19 protein-coding genes are annotated in these 18340 nt (G+C 65.8%); 9 read left to right on the top strand and 10 right to left on the bottom strand.

Annotation, left to right across the window (positions count from 1 at the left end; translation table 11 throughout):
* Positions 1 to 42 precede the first annotated feature (42 nt).
* The 5 genes from DW307_RS14255 to ctaF all read left to right on the top strand — a co-directional run bounded on the left by DW307_RS14255 (position 43) and on the right by ctaF (position 5097).
* A complete protein-coding gene (locus DW307_RS14255; protein ID WP_136025030.1) occupies positions 43 to 1446 on the top strand; it encodes a dipeptidase in 1404 nt (467 codons plus the stop codon).
* Between the two features lie 70 nt (positions 1447 to 1516).
* Positions 1517 to 1879 carry an iron-sulfur cluster insertion protein ErpA gene (gene erpA / locus DW307_RS14250; RefSeq protein WP_017830247.1) on the top strand — a complete coding sequence of 121 codons (363 nt, stop codon included), beginning with the start codon at positions 1517 to 1519 and terminating at the stop codon, positions 1877 to 1879.
* Positions 1880 to 2019: 140 nt separating this feature from the next.
* A complete protein-coding gene (gene ctaC, locus DW307_RS14245; RefSeq protein WP_029258335.1) occupies positions 2020 to 2922 on the top strand; it encodes an aa3-type cytochrome oxidase subunit II in 903 nt (300 codons plus the stop codon).
* Positions 2923 to 2925: 3 nt separating this feature from the next.
* Positions 2926 to 4659, top strand: a complete 1734-nt coding sequence (gene ctaD / locus DW307_RS14240) for an aa3-type cytochrome oxidase subunit I (RefSeq protein ID WP_021201554.1) — start codon at positions 2926 to 2928, stop codon at positions 4657 to 4659.
* A gap of 3 nt (positions 4660 to 4662) precedes the next feature.
* Positions 4663 to 5097 (top strand): aa3-type cytochrome oxidase subunit IV, encoded by a 435-nt coding sequence (ctaF, locus tag DW307_RS14235; RefSeq protein WP_021201553.1) that lies wholly within the window; start codon positions 4663 to 4665, stop codon positions 5095 to 5097.
* Between the two features lie 66 nt (positions 5098 to 5163).
* Here the strand turns inward: ctaF and DW307_RS14230 are convergent, their stop codons facing one another.
* The 7 genes from DW307_RS14230 to ctaE form a co-directional block, all read right to left on the bottom strand.
* Positions 5164 to 5583, bottom strand: a complete 420-nt coding sequence (locus DW307_RS14230) for a rhodanese-like domain-containing protein (protein ID WP_029264927.1) — start codon at positions 5581 to 5583, stop codon at positions 5164 to 5166.
* Between the two features lie 212 nt (positions 5584 to 5795).
* Complete coding sequence (locus DW307_RS14225; RefSeq protein ID WP_168441039.1) at positions 5796 to 6317, bottom strand: GNAT family N-acetyltransferase; 522 nt, start codon at positions 6315 to 6317, stop codon at positions 5796 to 5798.
* The gene (locus DW307_RS14220; RefSeq protein WP_021201550.1) at positions 6314 to 6718 is read right to left on the bottom strand and encodes a RidA family protein; all 405 of its coding nucleotides are present in this window, start codon (positions 6716 to 6718) and stop codon (positions 6314 to 6316) included. The genes DW307_RS14225 and DW307_RS14220 overlap by 4 nt, the downstream gene beginning before the upstream one ends.
* 80 nt (positions 6719 to 6798) lie before the next feature.
* The gene (gene qcrB, locus DW307_RS14215) at positions 6799 to 8610 is read right to left on the bottom strand and encodes a cytochrome bc1 complex cytochrome b subunit (RefSeq protein WP_021201549.1); all 1812 of its coding nucleotides are present in this window, start codon (positions 8608 to 8610) and stop codon (positions 6799 to 6801) included.
* Complete coding sequence (gene qcrA, locus DW307_RS14210) at positions 8607 to 9683, bottom strand: cytochrome bc1 complex Rieske iron-sulfur subunit (protein ID WP_021201548.1); 1077 nt, start codon at positions 9681 to 9683, stop codon at positions 8607 to 8609. The genes qcrB and qcrA overlap by 4 nt, the downstream gene beginning before the upstream one ends.
* Positions 9684 to 9719: 36 nt before the next feature.
* Positions 9720 to 10523: a cytochrome bc1 complex diheme cytochrome c subunit gene (qcrC, locus tag DW307_RS14205; protein ID WP_136025029.1), complete on the bottom strand. Its 804-nt coding sequence runs from the start codon at positions 10521 to 10523 to the stop codon at positions 9720 to 9722.
* Between the two features lie 20 nt (positions 10524 to 10543).
* Positions 10544 to 11197: an aa3-type cytochrome oxidase subunit III gene (gene ctaE, locus DW307_RS14200; RefSeq protein ID WP_029258330.1), complete on the bottom strand. Its 654-nt coding sequence runs from the start codon at positions 11195 to 11197 to the stop codon at positions 10544 to 10546.
* Positions 11198 to 11389: 192 nt separating this feature from the next.
* On the opposite strand from ctaE, the gene trpD reads away from it, so the two are divergent.
* Both trpD and DW307_RS14190 read left to right on the top strand, forming a co-directional pair.
* Positions 11390 to 12460 (top strand): anthranilate phosphoribosyltransferase, encoded by a 1071-nt coding sequence (gene trpD, locus DW307_RS14195; RefSeq protein ID WP_029258329.1) that lies wholly within the window; start codon positions 11390 to 11392, stop codon positions 12458 to 12460.
* 2 nt (positions 12461 to 12462) lie between these two features.
* The gene (locus DW307_RS14190; RefSeq protein ID WP_029258328.1) at positions 12463 to 13449 is read left to right on the top strand and encodes a PHP domain-containing protein; all 987 of its coding nucleotides are present in this window, start codon (positions 12463 to 12465) and stop codon (positions 13447 to 13449) included.
* A 23-nt stretch (positions 13450 to 13472) separates the two neighbouring features.
* Here the strand turns inward: DW307_RS14190 and DW307_RS14185 are convergent, their stop codons facing one another.
* Positions 13473 to 14411 carry a 5'-3' exonuclease gene (locus tag DW307_RS14185; protein ID WP_136025028.1) on the bottom strand — a complete coding sequence of 313 codons (939 nt, stop codon included), beginning with the start codon at positions 14409 to 14411 and terminating at the stop codon, positions 13473 to 13475.
* 88 nt (positions 14412 to 14499) lie between these two features.
* On the opposite strand from DW307_RS14185, the gene DW307_RS14180 reads away from it, so the two are divergent.
* Positions 14500 to 15225: a hypothetical protein gene (locus DW307_RS14180; RefSeq protein ID WP_136025027.1), complete on the top strand. Its 726-nt coding sequence runs from the start codon at positions 14500 to 14502 to the stop codon at positions 15223 to 15225.
* Between the two features lie 17 nt (positions 15226 to 15242).
* On the opposite strand, the gene DW307_RS14175 is transcribed toward DW307_RS14180, so the two are convergent.
* Both DW307_RS14175 and DW307_RS14170 read right to left on the bottom strand, forming a co-directional pair.
* Positions 15243 to 15848, bottom strand: a complete 606-nt coding sequence (locus DW307_RS14175; RefSeq protein ID WP_240750663.1) for a hypothetical protein — start codon at positions 15846 to 15848, stop codon at positions 15243 to 15245.
* A gap of 212 nt (positions 15849 to 16060) precedes the next feature.
* The gene (locus DW307_RS14170; protein ID WP_136025026.1) at positions 16061 to 16618 is read right to left on the bottom strand and encodes a hypothetical protein; all 558 of its coding nucleotides are present in this window, start codon (positions 16616 to 16618) and stop codon (positions 16061 to 16063) included.
* A gap of 239 nt (positions 16619 to 16857) precedes the next feature.
* Here DW307_RS14170 and rpsA point away from each other — a divergent pair, with 239 nt between their 5' ends.
* The gene (rpsA, locus tag DW307_RS14165; protein WP_021201539.1) at positions 16858 to 18312 is read left to right on the top strand and encodes a 30S ribosomal protein S1; all 1455 of its coding nucleotides are present in this window, start codon (positions 16858 to 16860) and stop codon (positions 18310 to 18312) included.
* Positions 18313 to 18340: the final 28 nt, after the last annotated feature.

Genomic DNA, 18340 nt, shown 5'->3' with positions numbered 1-18340 from the left:
TTCCTCGGTTCGCCGGCGGGGGATCACCTTAAGATTACTCGCATGACCTCTCCTGTTCCTCCCCGTGAGTCCGATGCCGCCGTCCTCGAGGCGGTGGCGACCGGAATCCCCGCAGCGCTGTCGGATCTCGGTCACCTCGTACGCATTCCGGGGATGGCCTGGCCCGCATTCGATCAGACCCAGCTGGAACGCAGTGCGGAGGCCGTGGCGGCCCTGGCATCGGACACCGGGGTGTTCGACGAGGTTCGCGTGCTCCGCGCCGCGATCCCGGGCACTGACGAGCAGGGACAGCCGGCCATCCTCGCCACCCGCGCGGCGCGCAACGGCAAGCCCACCATCCTGCTCTACGCGCACCACGACGTGCAGCCTCCCGGGGATGACGCTCTGTGGGAGACGCCGCCGTTCGAGCCGACCGTGCGCGACGGGCGTCTCTACGGGCGTGGAGCGGCAGACGACAAGGCCGGGATCATGTCGCACATCGCCTCGATCCGCGCGGTGAGCGAGGTGCTCGGCGATGACCTCGAGCTCGGGATCGCGATGTTCATCGAGGGGGAAGAGGAGTATGGATCCCGCTCGTTCGCCCAGTTCCTCTCCGACAACAAGGACGCGCTCCGCGCCGACGCCATCGTCGTCGCGGATTCCGGCAACTGGGATTCCGTGACTCCTGGTCTCACCGTCTCCCTCCGCGGCAACGCGCGCTTCACGATGCGCGTGCGCACCCTGGACCACGCCTCGCACTCCGGGATGTTCGGTGGCGCGGTGCCCGACGCGATGATGGCGACCGTGACGTTGCTGTCCACGCTGTGGAACGCCGACGGCTCGGTGGCGGTCGAGGGAATGACGGAGCGCGATGCGCCGACGCCGGACTACACCGAGGCGACTCTGCGCGATGAGGCCGGACTTCTGCCCGGCACCACTCCGATCGGTGACGGGACGATCCTCAGCCGCATCTGGAACAAGCCGTCGGTCACGGTGATCGGTATCGATGCCACGAGCGTCGCGGCGGCGTCCAACACGTTGCTCCCCGAGCTGACCGTCGTGATCAGCGCTCGCGTCGCCCCCGGGCAGACCGGTCAGGAAGCCTACGACGCACTCGAGAGTCACCTTCGTGCGCATGCGCCGTTCGGAGCAGAGCTCACGTTCTCGGATGTCGATCTCGGCGACGGCTTCCTGGTGGACACGAGCGGCTGGGCGGTCGCCCTCACCCGCGACGCCATGCGTGACGGCTACGGAGTCGCTCCGGTCGATCTGGGCGTGGGGGGATCGATCCCCTTCATCGCCGATCTGGTGCGAGAGTTCCCGGCTGCACAGATCCTGGTCACCGGTGTCGAAGATCCCCATTCGCGGGCACACAGCCCGAACGAGTCGCTGCACCTCGACACGTTCCGTCATGCGGTCGCGACCGAGGCGCTGCTGCTGGCCCGCATGAATGAGGCGGAACTCTGAGCCTCACAGCATCTGCGGCGGTAGAATCATCCGAGAAGCCGTGCATCTGCGGCCCGTCACAAGGAGCGACATGAGCGACACCACACTCTCCCCAGAGACCACCCGCGCACACGGCGTCACCCTGACCGACGCTGCTGCCACGAAGGTGAAGAACCTCCTCGAGCAGGAAGGCCGCGACGACCTGCGTCTGCGTGTCGCCGTGCAGCCGGGCGGATGCTCGGGCCTGATCTACCAGCTGTACTTCGACGAGCGCTATCTCGAGGGCGACGAGACGGTCGACTTCGACGGCGTCGAGGTGATCATCGACAACATGAGCGTCCCGTACCTCGACGGTGCGGCGATCGACTTCAAGGACACGATCTCCGAGCAGGGGTTCACGATCGACAACCCCAATGCAGCGGGCAGCTGCGCGTGCGGCGACAGCTTCCACTGATCCTCGCTCTGCCGACTCGGCCGCCGTCACCATCGGTGACGGCGGCCGTTCTGGTTCCACAACCTGCGTGGATGGCATGAATCAGGTGTGAGGTTGCCCTAGACTTGGGTGTGCTCTGTTCGCGATCTGAAAGGTGCATCGTGCCCTCGAAACGCAGCCTTCGTTGGGCCGCCCTCCCTGTGGGAGTTGCGGCAGCCTTGGCCCTGGCGGGATGCTCTCCCACCGAGCTGAACGGCTTTCTTCCGGGCTTCGTGGAGGGTGGACCCGCGGCCACCAACCAGACCGAGCGTGTCTCGTCGCTCTGGGTCAACTCGTGGATCGTGCTTCTCGCCGTCGGCATCATCACCTGGGGCCTGATGGCCTGGGCGGCGATCGCCTACCGCCGTCGCAAGGGCCAGACCGGTCTCCCGGTGCAGATGCGCTACAACATGCCGATCGAGATCTTCTACACGATCGTGCCGCTCATCCTGGTTCTGGGCATGTTCTTCTTCACCGCTCGCGATCAGACGGAGATCGAGGCCAAGTGGGACGAGCCCGACGTCGAGATCACCGCCATCGCGAAGCAGTGGGCGTGGGACTTCCAGTACGACGGTGACGAGAAGGACAACTCCGACGCCGTGTGGACTATGGGCATCCAGGCCCAGCCCGACAAGGACGGCAACATCGATCAGGCGCAGCTGCCGACGCTGGTGCTGCCGGTCGACAAGAAGGTCACGATCAACCTTCAGTCGCGCGACGTCATCCACTCCTTCTGGATCATCGACTTCCTGTACAAGAAGGACATGTTCATCGGGAAGGACAACTCCTGGTCGTTCATCCCCACCCGTGAGGGCGAGTACGCCGGCAAGTGCGCCGAGCTCTGCGGTGAGTACCACTCGATGATGCTCTTCAACGTGAAGGTCGTCTCGCAGAGCGAGTACGACTCCTACCTCGCGTCGCTCGAGGAGCAGGGCAACACCGGTGACATCACCGGCGCCTACGACCGTCTCTCGAACCTTCCGGGGACCACCCCGAAGACCGACACCGAGGAAGGAGGGGAGTAAGCCATGTCGACCACAGAAGCTCCCCGTACCGACGAGTCTCCCCGCTCGCGTCCCCAGACTCTGCCCGCACGCCAGGCCGCTCTCATGAGCTCCTCGCGCGTCGAGCAGAAGGGCAACATCGTCGTCAAGTGGATCACCTCCACCGACCACAAGACCATCGGGTACATGTACCTGATCGCGTCGGTGATGTTCTTCCTCCTCGGTGGTGTGATGGCACTGGTCATCCGTGCCGAGCTGTTCGCGCCGGGTATGCAGATCATCCCGACCAAGGAGCAGTACAACCAGCTGTTCACGATGCACGGCACGATCATGCTGCTGATGTTCGCGACGCCGCTGTTCGCCGGCTTCGCCAACGCGATCCTGCCCCTGCAGATCGGTGCCCCTGACGTCGCCTTCCCGCGTCTGAACGCCTTCGCCTTCTGGCTCTTCCTGTTCGGTTCCACGATCGCGGTGGCCGGCTTCCTCACCCCGCAGGGCGCGGCATCCTTCGGGTGGTTCGCCTATCAGCCGTTGGCAGGGGCATCGTTCTCGCCGGGTGCGGGTGGAAACCTCTGGATGGTGGGTCTCGGCATCTCCGGATTCGGAACGATCCTCGGTGCCGTCAACTTCATCACCACGATCATCACGATGCGTGCCCCCGGTATGACGATGTGGCGCATGCCGATCTTCTCGTGGAACACGCTCATCACGAGCCTCCTGATCCTGATGGCGTTCCCGGTGCTTGCCGCAGCCATCTTCGCCGCGGCGGCCGACCGCATCCTCGGTGCTCACATCTACGACCCGGCCAACGGCGGCGTTCTGCTCTGGCAGCACCTGTTCTGGTTCTTCGGTCACCCCGAGGTGTACATCATCGCGCTGCCGTTCTTCGGTATCGTCTCCGAGATCTTCCCGGTCTTCAGCCGCAAGCCGATCTTCGGATACAAGACCCTCGTCTACGCGACGATCGCCATCGCCGCTCTCTCGGTCGCGGTGTGGGCTCACCACATGTACGTGACGGGCTCGGTCCTGCTGCCGTTCTTCGCGCTCATGACGATGCTGATCGCCGTGCCGACGGGTGTGAAGATCTTCAACTGGATCGGTACCCTCTGGCGAGGGTCGGTCACCTTCGAGACTCCGATGGTCTTCGCCCTCGGGTTCCTCGTGTCGTTCGTCTTCGGTGGTCTGACCGGTGTCATCCTCGCGGCTCCGCCGCTGGACTTCGCGCTGTCCGACTCGTACTTCGTGGTCGCCCACTTCCACTACGTGGTGTTCGGAACCGTGGTGTTCGCCATGTTCGCCGGCTTCTACTTCTGGTGGCCGAAGTGGACCGGACGCATGCTGAACGAGCGCCTCGGCTACGTGCACTTCTGGCTTCTGTTCATCGGTTTCCACATGACCTTCCTCATCCAGCACTGGCTGGGCGTCGACGGCATGGTGCGTCGTTACGCCGACTACTCGGAGGCCGACGGCTGGACCTGGCAGAACCAGGTCTCGACGATCGGTGCCATCATCCTGGGCGCTTCGATGCTGCCGTTCTTCCTGAACGTCTGGATCACCGCCCGCAAGGCTCCGAAGGTCACGGTCAACGACCCGTGGGGCTACGGCGGATCGCTCGAGTGGGCGACGTCCTGCCCGCCCCCGCGTCACAACTTCACGTCGATCCCGCGCATCCGCAGCGAGCGGCCTGCGTTCGACCTGAATCACCCGGAGGCTGCGGAGTTCGCCACGACGGCTCCCGGCGAGCGAGAGGCCCACTAAGTCATGCGCGACAACGTCATTCTCTGGTGGATCCTGACGGCGTTCTTCGCTCTCGTCGGAGTCGTCTACACCGGTTGGCACATCCTGGCCACACCGAACGACAACTTCGCGATGCGAATCGAGTGGGTCGGTACGGTCGCCCTGTTCTTCGCCGCCTTCATGGCAGCGATGATCGCGTTCTATCTCGATCGCACTCACAAGGCGCAGCGTGGTGAGCTGCCCGAAGACATCCTGACCTCCGACATCGACGACGGTGACCCGGAGCTCGGCGAGTTCAGCCCGTGGTCCTGGTGGCCCATCGTCCTCGCTGCCTCGGCGGGAGTCTTCGTGGTGGGGCTCGCGGTCGGGCACTTCCTCCTGCCGATCGGCCTCGCGATCTTCGTCGTCGCGATCGTCGGCTGGGTGTACGAGTACTACCGCGGCAACTTCGCCCGCTGACCCAGCTGCACTGAAGAAGGCCCCCGGAGGAATCCGGGGGCCTTCTTCAGTGCGCCGGGGCCGTGATCAGGCGTGGGCGCGGATGCGTGCGATGCCGGTCAACGGATCCACGGGGCGGTGGTGGACGCCATCGCTGTCTTCGACCGCGTAACCCTCCCGGACCCAGTACTCGAAACCGCCGATCATCTCGCGTACGGCGTATCCGAGGCGGGCGAACTCGAGCGCGCCCTTGGCGCCGGCGTTGCAGCCGGGGCTCCAGCAGTAGACGACCACGTCCGTACCCTCGGGGATCTCGGTGGCAGCACGCGAGGCGATCTCGCTGTAGTGCATGTGCACGGCACCGGCGATCCGCCCCTGGGCCCACGCCTCGTCGGAGCGGACGTCGACGACGACGATGTTCTCGCCGGCCTTGAGCGCCGCGTGCACATCGCTGGGGTCTGTCTCATAGGTCAACTTGGCTGCGTAGAACTCGGCACGATCGATCATGATTCCAGCCTACGGAGACACGCGGGAACCATCCGGCGGAATCCAGTCGCTCAGCGACGGATTGCGGTCAATGCCGGAGCCGGGGGTATACGCCAGCCAGGGCGGCCCGGCGAGGTCAGCGGCAGAGGTGCCGTCGTCGGTCGTGGCGCGTTCGACGATCGACGTACTACTACCGATCAGAGCACATCCGTGGATCAGAGCACAGCCGTGAATCAGAGCACAGCCGTCATCTGCGTGCGCGGTCCGTGCTCGAAGAGGCCCAGCGCGGATTCGACCTGGACCAGATCTCGGAGCAGTGAGGTGTCCGGCTCGCTCACGACGAAGCCGCAGGACGTGTAGAAGGGGGCGTTCCAGGGCACGTCGATGTAGGTCCGAAGGGTGATCTCGGTATGACCCCGGTGGCGCGATTCCGTGAGCGCGGCCGTGACGAGCTCACGACCGATACCCTGGCGTCCGTAAGAGGGAAGCACCGAGAGCTGCTCGAGATGCGCGTGGCCGTCGAGCTCCAGCACGTGCACGAATCCGACAACGACCGGCGTCGTGGTGATCCCGTCGTGGTGTTCGGCGACGAGGACGAAGCCCGGCATCGACGCGCGTTCCTGCGGGGGCGTCGGGGGAGGCCAGTCGACGGCTCCGAACCGTTCGATGAGGAGGGCATCGGCGGCCACTTCGATCTGTTCCGTTGCCGCGTCATCGTCGGGCGCGGCCGGGCGGACGACGACGTTGATGCTCATTCGGAGACAGCCGCGATCGCTTCGATCTCGACCAGCTGGTCGTCGTAGCCGAGCACCGTCACGCCCAGGAGCGTGCTGGGCACGTCGTGCGCGCCGAAAGCCGCATGGATGACATCCCAGGCCGCGACGAGGTCGGCCTGCGATGAGGACGCCACGAGTACCCGCGTGCTGATGACGTCGGTGATGGTCGCGCCGGCGATCTCGAGCGCCCCCTGGAGGGTCTCTACGCACTTGGCCGCCTGAGCGGCGTAGTCACCGGGTGCAGCAGTCGTGCCGTCGTCGTTCAGCGGGCACGCGCCGGCGAGGAAGATCAGGCGTGAGCCGGCCGGTGCGGTCGCGGCGTAGGCGTAGGGGACTTCGGCGAGGGCGGTGCCGCGGATCAGCTGGACGACGGACGACATGGATCGATCCTCTCATTAGGGGATTAACGATGAAGGCCCCGTCCGCAGGGACGAGGCCTTCATCAGTGGGGGAGTGGCGACTACTCGCCATCCTCCGACTTCTTGCGAGGCTTCTTCACCGGCTCGGTCGCGATGACCGTGCTCGGCGTGTTCGGCGTCTCGTCGACGTGGGTCTCATCGACCGTGAGCGGGGCGTCAGGGAATCCTGCGCGCTCGTGGGCGCCCTGGATCTCTGCAGCCTCGGTCTCGTCGTTGTGAGCCGTGACGTGGTGCTGGTGAGCATCCGCCGCCTCGACCTCGGCCTGCGTGAGCGGGGCGAGACGGTCCTCGAAGAACCAACGGGAGATCGAGGAACGGAGGTTCTCGGTCCACGGGATGCGGCCCTTGTCATTGGGGCGCACCACGAGGGGCTCGTAAGTGTCGACATCGATCAGCTTCCAGCGGTCGTACTTGTCGACCGGCTGGTGCACCTCGATGAACTCGCCTCCGGGGAGGCGGACGATGCGGCCGGACTCGAAACCGTGCAGAACGATCTCGCGGTCCTTCTTCTGCAGCGCGATGCAGATGCGCTTCGTGACGAAGTAACCGAGGATCGGCCCGAGGAAGAGCAGGGCCTGCAGCGTGTGGATCACGCCCTCCATCGTGAGCATGAAGTGCGTCGCGATGAGGTCGGACGATGCCGCAGCCCAGAGGACGGCGTAGAAGATGACGCCGGCCACACCGATCGCCGTGCGCGTCGCGGCGTTGCGCGGGCGCTGTGCGATGTGGTGCTCGCGCTTGTCTCCGGTGACCCACGCCTCGATGAAGGGGTAGATCGCCACCGCCACGATGAACAGGCCGAGGACCAGAACCGGGGCGATGATGCCGAACGACCAGGTGTGGTCGAGGAAGACGATGTCCCAGTTCGACGGTGCCAGACGCAGGGCGCCGTCGGCGAAGCCGATGTACCAGTCGGGCTGGGTGCCGGCAGAGACAGGGGACGGGTCGTACGGACCGTAGTTCCAGATCGGGTTGATCTGGAAGAACGTCGCGATCAACACGATGGTGCCGAAGACGATGAACAGGTATCCGCCCATCTTGGACATGTACACCGGCATCATCGGGTAGCCCACGACGTTGTCGTTCGTGCGGCCCGGGCCGGCGAACTGCGTGTGCTTGTTGATGATCATGAGCATCAGGTGCACCACGATCAGCGCGATGACGAGCATCGGCAGCAGCAGGATGTGCAGCGTGTACAGGCGTCCGACGATGTCGGTACCCGGGAACTCGCCACCGAAGAGGAGGAACGAGGTCCAGGTGCCGATCAGGGGGAGACCCTTGATCATGCCGTCGATGATGCGGAGGCCGTTGCCCGAGAGCAGGTCGTCGGGAAGCGAGTATCCGGTGAAGCCCTCGGCCATCGCGAGGATGAAGAGGATGAAGCCGATCACCCAGTTGAGCTCACGCGGCTTGCGGAAGGCACCGGTGAAGAACACGCGGAGCATGTGCACGCCGATGCCGGCGATGAACACGAGGGCGGCCCAGTGGTGGATCTGCCGGACCAGGAGTCCACCGCGCAGATCGAAGGAGATGTGCAGCGACGACTCGAGCGCCGCGGACATCTCGATACCCCGCATCGGAGCGTAGGCGCCGGTGTAGTGGGTCTCGACCATGGACGCCTGGAAGAAGAACGTCAGGAAGGTTCCGGAGAGGAACACCACGACGAAGCTCCAGAGCGCGATCTCGCCGAGCATGAACGACCAGTGGTCGGGGAAGATCTTGCGTCCGAGCTCCTTGACGAAGCCGGAGAGGCTGGTGCGCTCATCGATGTAGTTCGACGCGGCACCGACGAAGCGACCGCCGAGGGGCGCCTTGGTGTCCTTGTCCTCTTTGGACAGCGTTGCGGTGCTCAATGGCGCTCCCAGAAGCTCGGGCCGACGGGTTCCTTGAAGTCGCTGCGTGCGACCAGGTAGCCCTCGTCATCGACGGTGATGGGCAGCTGCGGCAGCGGACGAGCCGCCGGGCCGAAGATGACCTTTGCATGGTCCGTGACATCGAACTGCGACTGGTGGCACGGGCACAGCAGGTGGTGGGTCTGCTGCTCGTACAGAGCCACAGGGCATCCGACGTGCGTGCAGACCTTGGAGTACGCGACGATGCCGTCGTAGGACCAGTCCTTGCGGTCCTCGGCCTCGATCAGCTGCTCGGGGCGCAGGCGCATCATCAGCACGATAGCCTTGGCCTTCTCTTCGAGGTAGCCGTCGCTGTGGCTGAGGGTGGCGAGTTCCTCCGGGATCACGTGGAACGCCGAACCCAGGGTGACGTCAGCCGCGCGGATCGGGGTGCCGTCGGGATCGCGCACCAGGCGCGCACCCTCTTCCCACATGGTGTGCTTGAGCAGCACGACCGGGTCGCCCGCGGTGGGGTCTTCCGGAGTGGAGTGCGGCGCCAGGCCACGGAACAGCGTCACGCCGGGGATGATCGAGGCGACGATCGCGGCGAAAAGCGAGTTGCGGATCATCGAGCGACGGCCGAAGCCCGACTCTTCATTCGCGTCGGAGAAGGCCTTGATGGCCGCTTCGCGCGTGGAGTCCTTGCCACGGGTGGGGTGGCGGTGCTCGATGAACTCCTTGTCGGACATGAGGGCCTTGGACCAGTGGATGGCACCGATGCCGAGGGCCAGCAGCGCGAGCGCGATGCCGAGACCGATGAAGAGGTTGTTCTGCCGGATGTCGATGAGCGCGCCGCTCTCGATCGGGAACAGCATGTAGGCGGCGACCGCCCAGATGCTGCCGGCGAGCGAGAGATAGAACAGCGTGTAGACAGTGCGGACAGCGGCCTTCTCGGCGCGCGGGTCCTTATCGGTCATCCGCTCGCGGTGCGGCGGAAGCCCGGGGTTCTGCACGGGATCGCTGACTGCGACACCCAGCCCCGGAGAGGGCTGGTAGGCCCTGTCAAGAGCCTGCGAGTCGTCGTCGTGTGCCATGGTGCTCCTCGTACGTTCCTCTTCGATGATTAAGCGTCAGTTGGACTTCGCCGTGATCCACACGGTGACGGCGACGAGCGCGCCGATACCGAAGATCCACACGAACAGGCCTTCGGAGACCGGACCGAGCGAGCCCAGCGAGAAGCCACCGATCTGCACGGACTGCTGCTGGAAGAGCAGCGCCGAGATGATGTCTCGCTTGTCCTCGTCGGACAGGTTCATGTCGCCGAAGACCGGCATGTTCTGGGGGCCGGTGACCATGGCGGCATACATGTGCAGCGCGCTGGTCTCGCTGAGTCCGGGGGCGTACTTGCCCTCGGTGAGCGCTCCACCCGCGGCGGCCACGTTGTGGCACATCGCGCAGTTGACGCGGAACAGCTCGGCGCCGTTGGAGACATCGCCCTTGCCGTCGAGGATGTGGTCCGACGGGAACGTCGGGCCGGGAGCCTCGGACTGGACGAAGGACGAGATCGCGAGGATCTGGTCCTCGGTGAACTGCGGGGCCTTCTGCGGCGCCTGGGGGCCCTGCATCTGCAGAGGCATGCGGCCGGTCGACAGTTGGAACTCGGTCGCCAGCTCACCCACGCCGTAGAGGCTGGGGCCATTGGCGGTTCCCTGCAGGTCGAGACCGTGGCAGGTGGCGCAGTTGGCCGTGAACAGCTTCTTGCCGTCCTCGACGGTCAAGTGCGAGGTCGCCGCCGACTGGGTGTCGGTCGCGGCGAACGCAGCGGTCGCGCCGGCGTACACGGCGCCGGTGATCATGAGGCCTGCGCCGATGAGCGCGGCCGCCGCCAAAGGGCTGCGACGACCGCTGGAACGGCGCTTCTTCTCTCGTGCCATCTCGGGGATCAGCTCCGCTCTTATTTCAGGAAGTAGATAACGAGGAACAGCACGATCCAGACGACGTCGACGAAGTGCCAGTAGTAGGACACCACGATCGAGGAGGTCGCCTCCTTGTGCCGGAAGTTCTTGACGGCGTATGCGCGTCCGATGACGAGCAGGAACGCGACCAGTCCGCCGGTGACGTGCAGGGCGTGGAAGCCCGTCGTCAGGTAGAACGCGGAAGCGTACGAGTCAGCGCTGATGGGCATGCCCTCAGCAACGAGCTGGGCATACTCCCAGACCTGGCCGGAGACGAAGATCGCGCCGAGGGCGAAGGTGAGGAAGAACCACTCGACCATTCCCCATCCGAACAGGCGACGGCGTCCGGCGCCGTTCTTCTGTCCCTTGCCGATCTTGTAGGGCTGCAGGTCCTCTGCCGCGAACACGCCCATCTGGCACGTGAACGAGGAGAGTACGAGGATCGCAGTGTTCACTGCGGCGAACGGGACGTTCAGCAGCTCGGTCCGGGCCGCCCACAGCTCCGGAGAGGTGCTGCGGAGGGTGAAGTAGATCGCGAAGAGTCCCGCGAAGAACATCACCTCACTGCCGAGCCACACAATGGTGCCGACAGCTACCGGGTTGGGCCGCTTAATCGTTCTCGCCGCCGGGGCATACGTCGCTGAGGTCGTCACCCCTCCATTATGGCCGATCCGCGGGCGTGATTCTTGCACCAGCGACCTTCGAGTTGCCGGTCGACGACTTAGGAGACCCTAAGAAAACACTGCGAATACCCGGTGAATCCGCGGGAAACAAGGGGTGGGGGTGGGGTGCACGTGTGTTCGGAAGCATCTGCATGTTTTCTCTGCGCCGATAGGATCGCACACATGGCTGATTCCCTGACCTGGTCCGACGTGCTCACCTCTCTTCTGGAGCGTCGCGATCTCAGCGTGTGGGAGTCGACGTGGGCCATGCGGCAGATCATGCAGGGCAGCGTCACGGAGGCCCAGCTGGCAGGATTCCTCGTCGCTCTTCGTGCCAAGGGGGAGACGATCGACGAGATCGTCGGCTTCCGCGACGCGATCCTCGAGGCCGCGGTCCCTCTTCCCGTCTCTCCTGATGTGCTCGACATCGTCGGGACGGGCGGCGACCGCGTCGGCACGGTGAACGTCTCGACCACGGCGGCGATCATCATCGGCGCCACCGGCGTGCCCGTCGTCAAGCACGGCAACCGTGCGGCGAGTTCGGCTTCCGGCTCCTCAGACGTGCTCGGTGCTCTCGGCCTCGAGCTGTCACTCGACCCCGCCGCCGTCGCTTCCATCCTCGACCGCACCGGGATCACCTTCGCGTGGGCGGGCGCGTTCCACCCCGGCTTCAAGCACGCAGGATCCGTCCGCGCGGAGCTCGGGGTTCCCACCGTCTTCAACATGCTCGGGCCGCTGTGCAACCCCGCGCGCGCCGAAGCCAACGCCGTGGGTGTCGCGCAGATCGAGCGCGTACCGCTGATCACCGGCGTCTTCCGGACCCGCGGCGCGACCGCGCTGGTGTTCCGAGGCGACGACGGACTCGACGAGCTCACCACGACCGGCCACAGCCGCATCTGGGAGGTCACCCGCGGGGACATCCACGAGCACGACCTCGACCCCCGTGACCTCGACATCCCGATCGCCGACCTGGCCGACCTGATCGGCGGATCTCCGCAGCACAACGCGGAGGTGCTTCGACGGACGCTGGCGGGGGAGACCGGGGCGGTGCGCGACATCGTGCTGCTCAATGCGGCGGCGGGCATCGTCGCGTTCGAACTCTCCCAGGACGCCATGCAGGTGCAGCGCCCGATCCTCGAACGACTGCGCGAGGGGTACGACAAGGCATCGGCGGCGGTCGACGACGGCCGTGCCCTGGCCAAGCTCGACCAGTGGATCTCCGTCAGTCGCGAGCTGGCGGCCCCGAAGGAGTGACCGTGGATCCCGTCGACGCCCTGCTGGAGATCGCCTCTCTTCTGGAGCGCGAGCGGGCCTCACGGTACCGAGCGAAGGCTTTTCGTCAGGCTGCCGCGACCCTGCAGGATCTCCCGGACGACGTCCGGGCCGATCCCACCCGCCTGAGAGCGGCGAAGGGCATCGGAGAATCCACCTTCGCGGTGATCCGTCAGGCGCAGGCCGGGCAGGTGCCGGACTACCTCGTCGAGCTGCGTGGCGACGTCGAACCTGAGCGTGTCTCGCTGCTGCGCACGAAGCTGCGCGGCGACCTGCACGCTCACACCGACTGGTCCGACGGCACTACTCCCATCTCTGTCATGGCAGCGGCAGCTCGCGCGTTGGGCCATGAGTATCAGGCGATAACGGATCACTCGCCGCGTCTTCGGGTGGCCAGAGGGCTCTCGGCCGAGCGGCTTCGGGAGCAGATGCCCCTGGTGCGTGCGGAGTCCGGTGACGGTTTCACCCTGCTCGCCGGCATCGAGGTCGACATCCTCGAGGACGGCGCTCTCGACCAGGAGGACTCCCTGCTCCGCGAACTGGACATCGTCGTGGCATCGGTGCATTCGAAGTTGCGGATGGACTCGCGTCCGATGACCGCACGCATGATCGCCGCGGTGTCGCACCCCAGGGTGAACGTGCTCGGGCACTGCACCGGGCGCCTGGTGCAGGGGGAACGAGGGACCCGCCCGGAGTCGGCGTTCGACGCGGCTGCGGTCTTCGCCGCATGCGCGGACAACGGAGTGGCGGTCGAGATCAACTCGCGCCCCGAGCGTCAGGATCCGCCGGATGAACTGATCGCTATCGCGCTCGAAGCCGGATGCCTGTTCTCCATCGACTCGGATGCGCATGCTCCCGGTCAGCTCTCGTTGCTGGATCACGGCGCGGAGCGAGCCGAGCGCGCGGGGATTCCCGCCTCCCGGATCGTGACGACCTGGGGACTCTCCCGGCTTCTCGCCTGGGCGGAATAGGTGCAGCTGCGGTTGACCGGGGGTCAGCCGGACGCGAGGGCGGCCTTCGACACCGCTGCCACCGCGCGCGTCATCGAGCCGCCGAGGTTCCACTTCTCGGCGAGAGCCGTCGCCGCATCGACCTCCGCGGGATCGAGCACTCGCAACGGGATATCGGGCGTCGTGATGGGAAGCGACGTGGCGACCGCGACCACGGTGGGGGCCACATCGAGGTAGGCGGATGCGGCCAGCACCTTCGCCCGCACCCCGGCGCTCATGCCCTCTCCGGCCTCGGCGGCCGCGCGGATGCCCTCGAGATCGGCGTGGGTCTGCAGCAGCGTCGCGGCGGTCTTCTCACCGACCCCGGCCACACCGGGAAGACCGTCTGAGGCGTCGCCGCGCATGGTGGCGAAGTCGGCATACTGCGCGGGGAGCACCCCGTACTTCGCGACCACGGTCGCATCGGTCACGACCTCGAGATTGCTCATGCCGCGCGCGGTGTAGATGACCCGCACATCGCGGGAGTCGTCGACGAGCTGGAACAGATCGCGGTCTCCGGTGACGATGTCGACCGGCATCGTCGCTCCGGTCGCGAGCGTGCCGATGACGTCGTCGGCCTCGTGCTCCGCCACCCCGATGATTGGGATCCCGATCGCGGCGAGCGTCTCCCGGATGAGGGGGATCTGCGCTTCGAGGGGGTCGGGGACCTCTTCGATGTCAGGTCCGACCTCGACGACCTCGACGACACGGTGCGTCTTGTAGCTGGGGATCAGATCGACGCGCCATTGCGGGCGCCAGTCGTCATCCCAGCAGGCGATGACATGGGTGGGCTCGTAGAGCGTGACGAGCTTCGCGATGATGTCGAGCAGACCGCGAGCCGCGTTGATCGGAGAGCCGTCGGGCGCCGTCACCTTGTCGGGGACGCCGTAGAAGGCGCGGAAGTAGAGGCTGGCGGTGTCGAGCAGCATGAGGCGATCGGTCACCAGCACAGTCTGGCACGGGCGTGCGACACCGGGCGGTGGTCGCGGGCCGGAGCGTGAGACGATCCGCGCGGTTGCGACACTCACGGGTATGACAGCTTCTCTTCGCACGTTCTCGTCCCTCGTCCTGGGTGGGTTCGCGCTCGCTGCGGCACTGAGCGGATGCGCGATGTCGGCGGGGACTTCCCCTGTCCCGGAATCGACGTCCGCTCCGGACACCTCCGACACGACGTACGCACCGCAGGCGGCATGGCTGGATGCGACGTCGTTCGTCGTGAAGACGTGGGGCGATGCGTGCGCTCCGCAGATCGGGGACATCGTCGCGGGGGACCAATCGCTCGAGCTCGTTCTCGTCGACGGCACGGATGAGGTGTGCGCGGCAGTGCAGACCGCTCACGGGATGTACGTCGGGCTGCCGGCGGCATTCGATTCCTCGCGACCTGTCGAGCTGACAGTGACGGATCCCGGGGGAGAGAGCACGGAACTGACGCTTCCCGGACTCGTGTCAGGAGAGATCATCCCGGCCGATCGGATGCCCGAGCAGACACCCGCGGCGGCATGGATCGACGCGCATGAACTCGCGGTCCTCACCTGGGGATCGTCGACCTGCATGCCTGCCTCCGGGGCCGTCGAGGCCGTCAGCGAGAACGAGGCGATCGTTCGGCTGGAGGAGAGCGCGAACGAGGTCTGCACGATGGATCTGGTTCCGCAGATCACGTTCGTGACGGCGGTGGGCATCGACCAGGACGCGAAACTGACGCTCGACGGATACGTCGATGCGGACGGCGCCCCGGTCGTCGTGACCATCGCGCGCTAGCTCTTCTTCGATGTCGCTCAGCAGCCTGGGGCCCATGGGCGCTGTTCGCAGGTGAAGGCCACGAGTGCGGTGTGGGCCTCGAAGATGCGTATTTCCCGTGCGGGGCCCGGGATCGTGAGTCGACCGGCGACCGGGAACCAGCCGCCGCCGAGGTCGACCTCCGCGGCGTAGCGGACGGTGACATGCGCCTGGTAGGTGCCGCGCTCGCGATAGACGTGGCTCGTCGCGGTCGGGGTGAACGGGGCCTGACCGAGCGCCGACCAGGTCTGTCCGCCGGTGCTCGATGTCGCAGAGGTGCCGTCGCCGTGCACGAACTCATAGTCGACAGGTGTGAACCGCACCGAGAGAGGGGTGCCGAGAAGGGTGCCCGAGCGCGTGTGCGCGGACGCCGCCGCGACGAAGTTCGTCGGCATCCCGGCCACACCGACGTTGTCGGGCTCGCCGACGTTCGCGACCGGATCGGGAGCGAATTGTGCGAGGTCGTCGATCGTGATCGCCGGGGCGGCGGGCTCATCCGTCGCCGGTGGCGGGGGTGACGTCGGTTCCTCGTCGACTGCGGCGCGAAAGCAGCTGCGGGAGCTGTTCCAGTCGTCGAGACACGAATCGAAGTCGAACTCGTGCACCGGGAAAGCCGGAGAGGTCGGGGTGGACGGGGACCCTCCGCCCGGGGGGTTGTTGTGTGGGCTGCCGGAAGAGGGCTGGGTCTGGGTGCCGGAGATCGTCAGGGAATTGCCATTGGTACTGCATCCGGCAACCCATGCGATGCCTGCATTGCACGAACTACTTGCTGACGCCGACGTGAACGGAGCTTGGAGCACGAGCAAGAGGACGACGGCTACCGCGCGCACGTGAAATCGTCCGCGGGATCCTGGGCTGCAATCGTGACGCTTCCCGCGCCACGCGTTCCCTCAAAGCTGATCAGCATTGGCTGTCGGTCGGGCCGATCGGACAAGACGATGGAATTTCCGGACTCGTCGACCACATCGACAGCGCTTACGTCAACGCAGACGGTTGCGGAGATGCTTCCAGTTGAGAGGTCTGCAGAGATTCCAGCAAATGAGTCGTACTCCGTGAGTCCGACCGTCCGGACTTTCGCAGCGTGAAACTCGCTGAAGATCTTCCTCGTTGATGCTGCGCTTGCATTCGACAGGAGCACGTAGACCGCATCGAACGTCGACGGATCGCTGAAGTCGACTGAGTTCAATGCGTCCGTGTAGGCCCGGTACGTCGCCTCCGCGGCGGCGAAGGCTTCTTCTTCCGAGGCGAAGGCTGCGGTCGGCGTGGGCGTCGGAGCCGGAGTCGGCTCGCAGCCCGCGAGTGTCACGGCAACGGCGACCATCGTGAGAGCGCCGAGGCGACGGGAAGTGGCGAGAGGAGGAGTCGGCGAGATCACCCCGTCACGGTAGCCCGGAGCGCGTCGGGCCCGGGGGAGTTATCCACAGGTCGGCGCCCGTCGGAATTCGACTCCTGCAGTATCCGAACTTCTGATAGCCTTAACCGTCACTCGTGGCGTGCATGCGCGTGCCCTCGTGACGAGAAAACCAAAATCCAACTGCTGTGAAGCATGCAGTCGGCCGTGCGCGGTCGTTGCCTCCCAGCCCGAGTCTCCATTCAACAAGGACAACCCACTACATGACTACCGCAACGACCGCCCCGGCCACCAAGCAGGTCGCCATCAACGACATCGGATCTGCTGAGGACTTCCTGGCCGCGGTCGAGAAGACCCTGAAGTTCTTCAACGACGGCGACATCATCGAAGGCACGATCGTCAAGATCGACCGCGATGAGGTCCTCCTCGATGTCGGCTACAAGACCGAGGGTGTCATCCCCTCGCGCGAGCTCTCGATCAAGCACGACGTCGACCCCAACGAGGTCGTCGCTGTCGGCGATCTGGTCGAGGCCCTCGTTCTCCAGAAGGAGGACAAGGAAGGCCGTCTGATCCTCTCCAAGAAGCGCGCACAGTACGAGCGTGCCTGGGGAGACGTCGAGAAGATCAAGGAGAACGACGGCGTCGTCACCGGTACGGTCATCGAGGTCGTCAAGGGTGGACTCATCGTCGACATCGGCCTCCGTGGCTTCCTGCCGGCTTCGCTCATCGAGCTGCGCCGCGTCCGCGACCTCACGCCGTACCTCGGCCAGGAGATCGAGGCCAAGATCCTCGAACTCGACAAGAACCGCAACAACGTCGTCCTGAGCCGCCGTGCGCTGCTCGAGCAGACGCAGTCGGAGTCGCGCACCACGTTCCTGAACAACCTGCACAAGGGTCAGGTCCGCAAGGGTGTCGTCTCGTCGATCGTCAACTTCGGTGCGTTCGTCGACCTGGGCGGCGTGGACGGCCTCGTGCACGTCTCCGAGCTGTCCTGGAAGCACATCGAGCACGCCTCCGAGGTCGTCGAGGTGGGCCAGGAGGTCACCGTCGAGATCCTCGAGGTCGACCTCGACCGCGAGCGCGTCTCCCTGTCGCTGAAGGCGACGCAGGAGGACCCGTGGCAGGTCTTCGCCCGTACCCACGCGATCGGACAGGTCACGCCGGGTAAGGTCACCAAGCTCGTCCCGTTCGGTGCGTTCGTTCGCGTCGCAGACGGCATCGAGGGCCTCGTCCACATCTCCGAGCTCTCCAGCAAGCACGTCGAGCTGGCTGAGCAGGTCGTGTCGGTCGGCGAAGAGGTCTTCGTCAAGGTCATCGACATCGACCTCGAGCGTCGTCGCATCTCGCTGTCGCTGAAGCAGGCCAACGAGTCGGTCGACCCCAACGGCACCGAGTTCGACCCGGCCCTGTACGGCATGCTCGCCGAGTACGACGAGAACGGCGAGTACAAGTACCCGGAGGGCTTCGACGCCGAGACCGGTGCGTGGAAGGAAGGCTTCGACGCCCAGCGCGAGGCATGGGAGCAGGAGTACGCTGCAGCCCAGGCTCGCTGGGAGGCGCACAAGGCTCAGGTCGTCAAGGCGGCCGAGGCCGAGGCTGCGGCCGGAGACGACTTCGGTGGTCAGACCTTCACCAGCGAGGCTGCCGGCGCCGGCACCCTCGCGGACGACGAGGCTCTCGCCGCTCTGCGCGAGAAGCTCTCGGGCGGCAACGCTTAAGCAGCATTCGGGAACGGGTCGTCACCTC

This window comes from Microbacterium sp. K27, from assembly GCF_004794435.1.
In the GTDB taxonomy this organism is placed as follows: Bacteria; Actinomycetota; Actinomycetes; order Actinomycetales; family Microbacteriaceae; genus Microbacterium; species Microbacterium maritypicum_A.
Note: the sequence above shows the minus strand (reverse complement) of the source record. Positions and strands in the feature narration are given on the sequence as shown.

Bases quoted from the DNA above. Each gene is read 5' to 3' on its own strand.
- DW307_RS14255 (WP_136025030.1), top strand. From the start codon at position 43: ATGACCTCTCCTGTTCCTCCCCGTGAGTCCGATGCCGCCGTCCTCGAG.
- erpA (WP_017830247.1), top strand. From the start codon at position 1,517: ATGAGCGACACCACACTCTCCCCAGAGACCACCCGCGCACACGGCGTC.
- ctaD (WP_021201554.1), top strand. From the start codon at position 2,926: ATGTCGACCACAGAAGCTCCCCGTACCGACGAGTCTCCCCGCTCGCGT.
- ctaF (WP_021201553.1), top strand. From the start codon at position 4,663: ATGCGCGACAACGTCATTCTCTGGTGGATCCTGACGGCGTTCTTCGCT.
- DW307_RS14230 (WP_029264927.1), bottom strand. From the start codon at position 5,583: ATGATCGATCGTGCCGAGTTCTACGCAGCCAAGTTGACCTATGAGACA.
- DW307_RS14225 (WP_168441039.1), bottom strand. From the start codon at position 6,317: ATGAGCATCAACGTCGTCGTCCGCCCGGCCGCGCCCGACGATGACGCG.
- DW307_RS14220 (WP_021201550.1), bottom strand. From the start codon at position 6,718: ATGTCGTCCGTCGTCCAGCTGATCCGCGGCACCGCCCTCGCCGAAGTC.
- qcrA (WP_021201548.1), bottom strand. From the start codon at position 9,683: ATGGCACACGACGACGACTCGCAGGCTCTTGACAGGGCCTACCAGCCC.
- qcrC (WP_136025029.1), bottom strand. From the start codon at position 10,523: ATGGCACGAGAGAAGAAGCGCCGTTCCAGCGGTCGTCGCAGCCCTTTG.
- trpD (WP_029258329.1), top strand. From the start codon at position 11,390: ATGGCTGATTCCCTGACCTGGTCCGACGTGCTCACCTCTCTTCTGGAG.
- DW307_RS14180 (WP_136025027.1), top strand. From the start codon at position 14,500: ATGACAGCTTCTCTTCGCACGTTCTCGTCCCTCGTCCTGGGTGGGTTC.
- rpsA (WP_021201539.1), top strand. From the start codon at position 16,858: ATGACTACCGCAACGACCGCCCCGGCCACCAAGCAGGTCGCCATCAAC.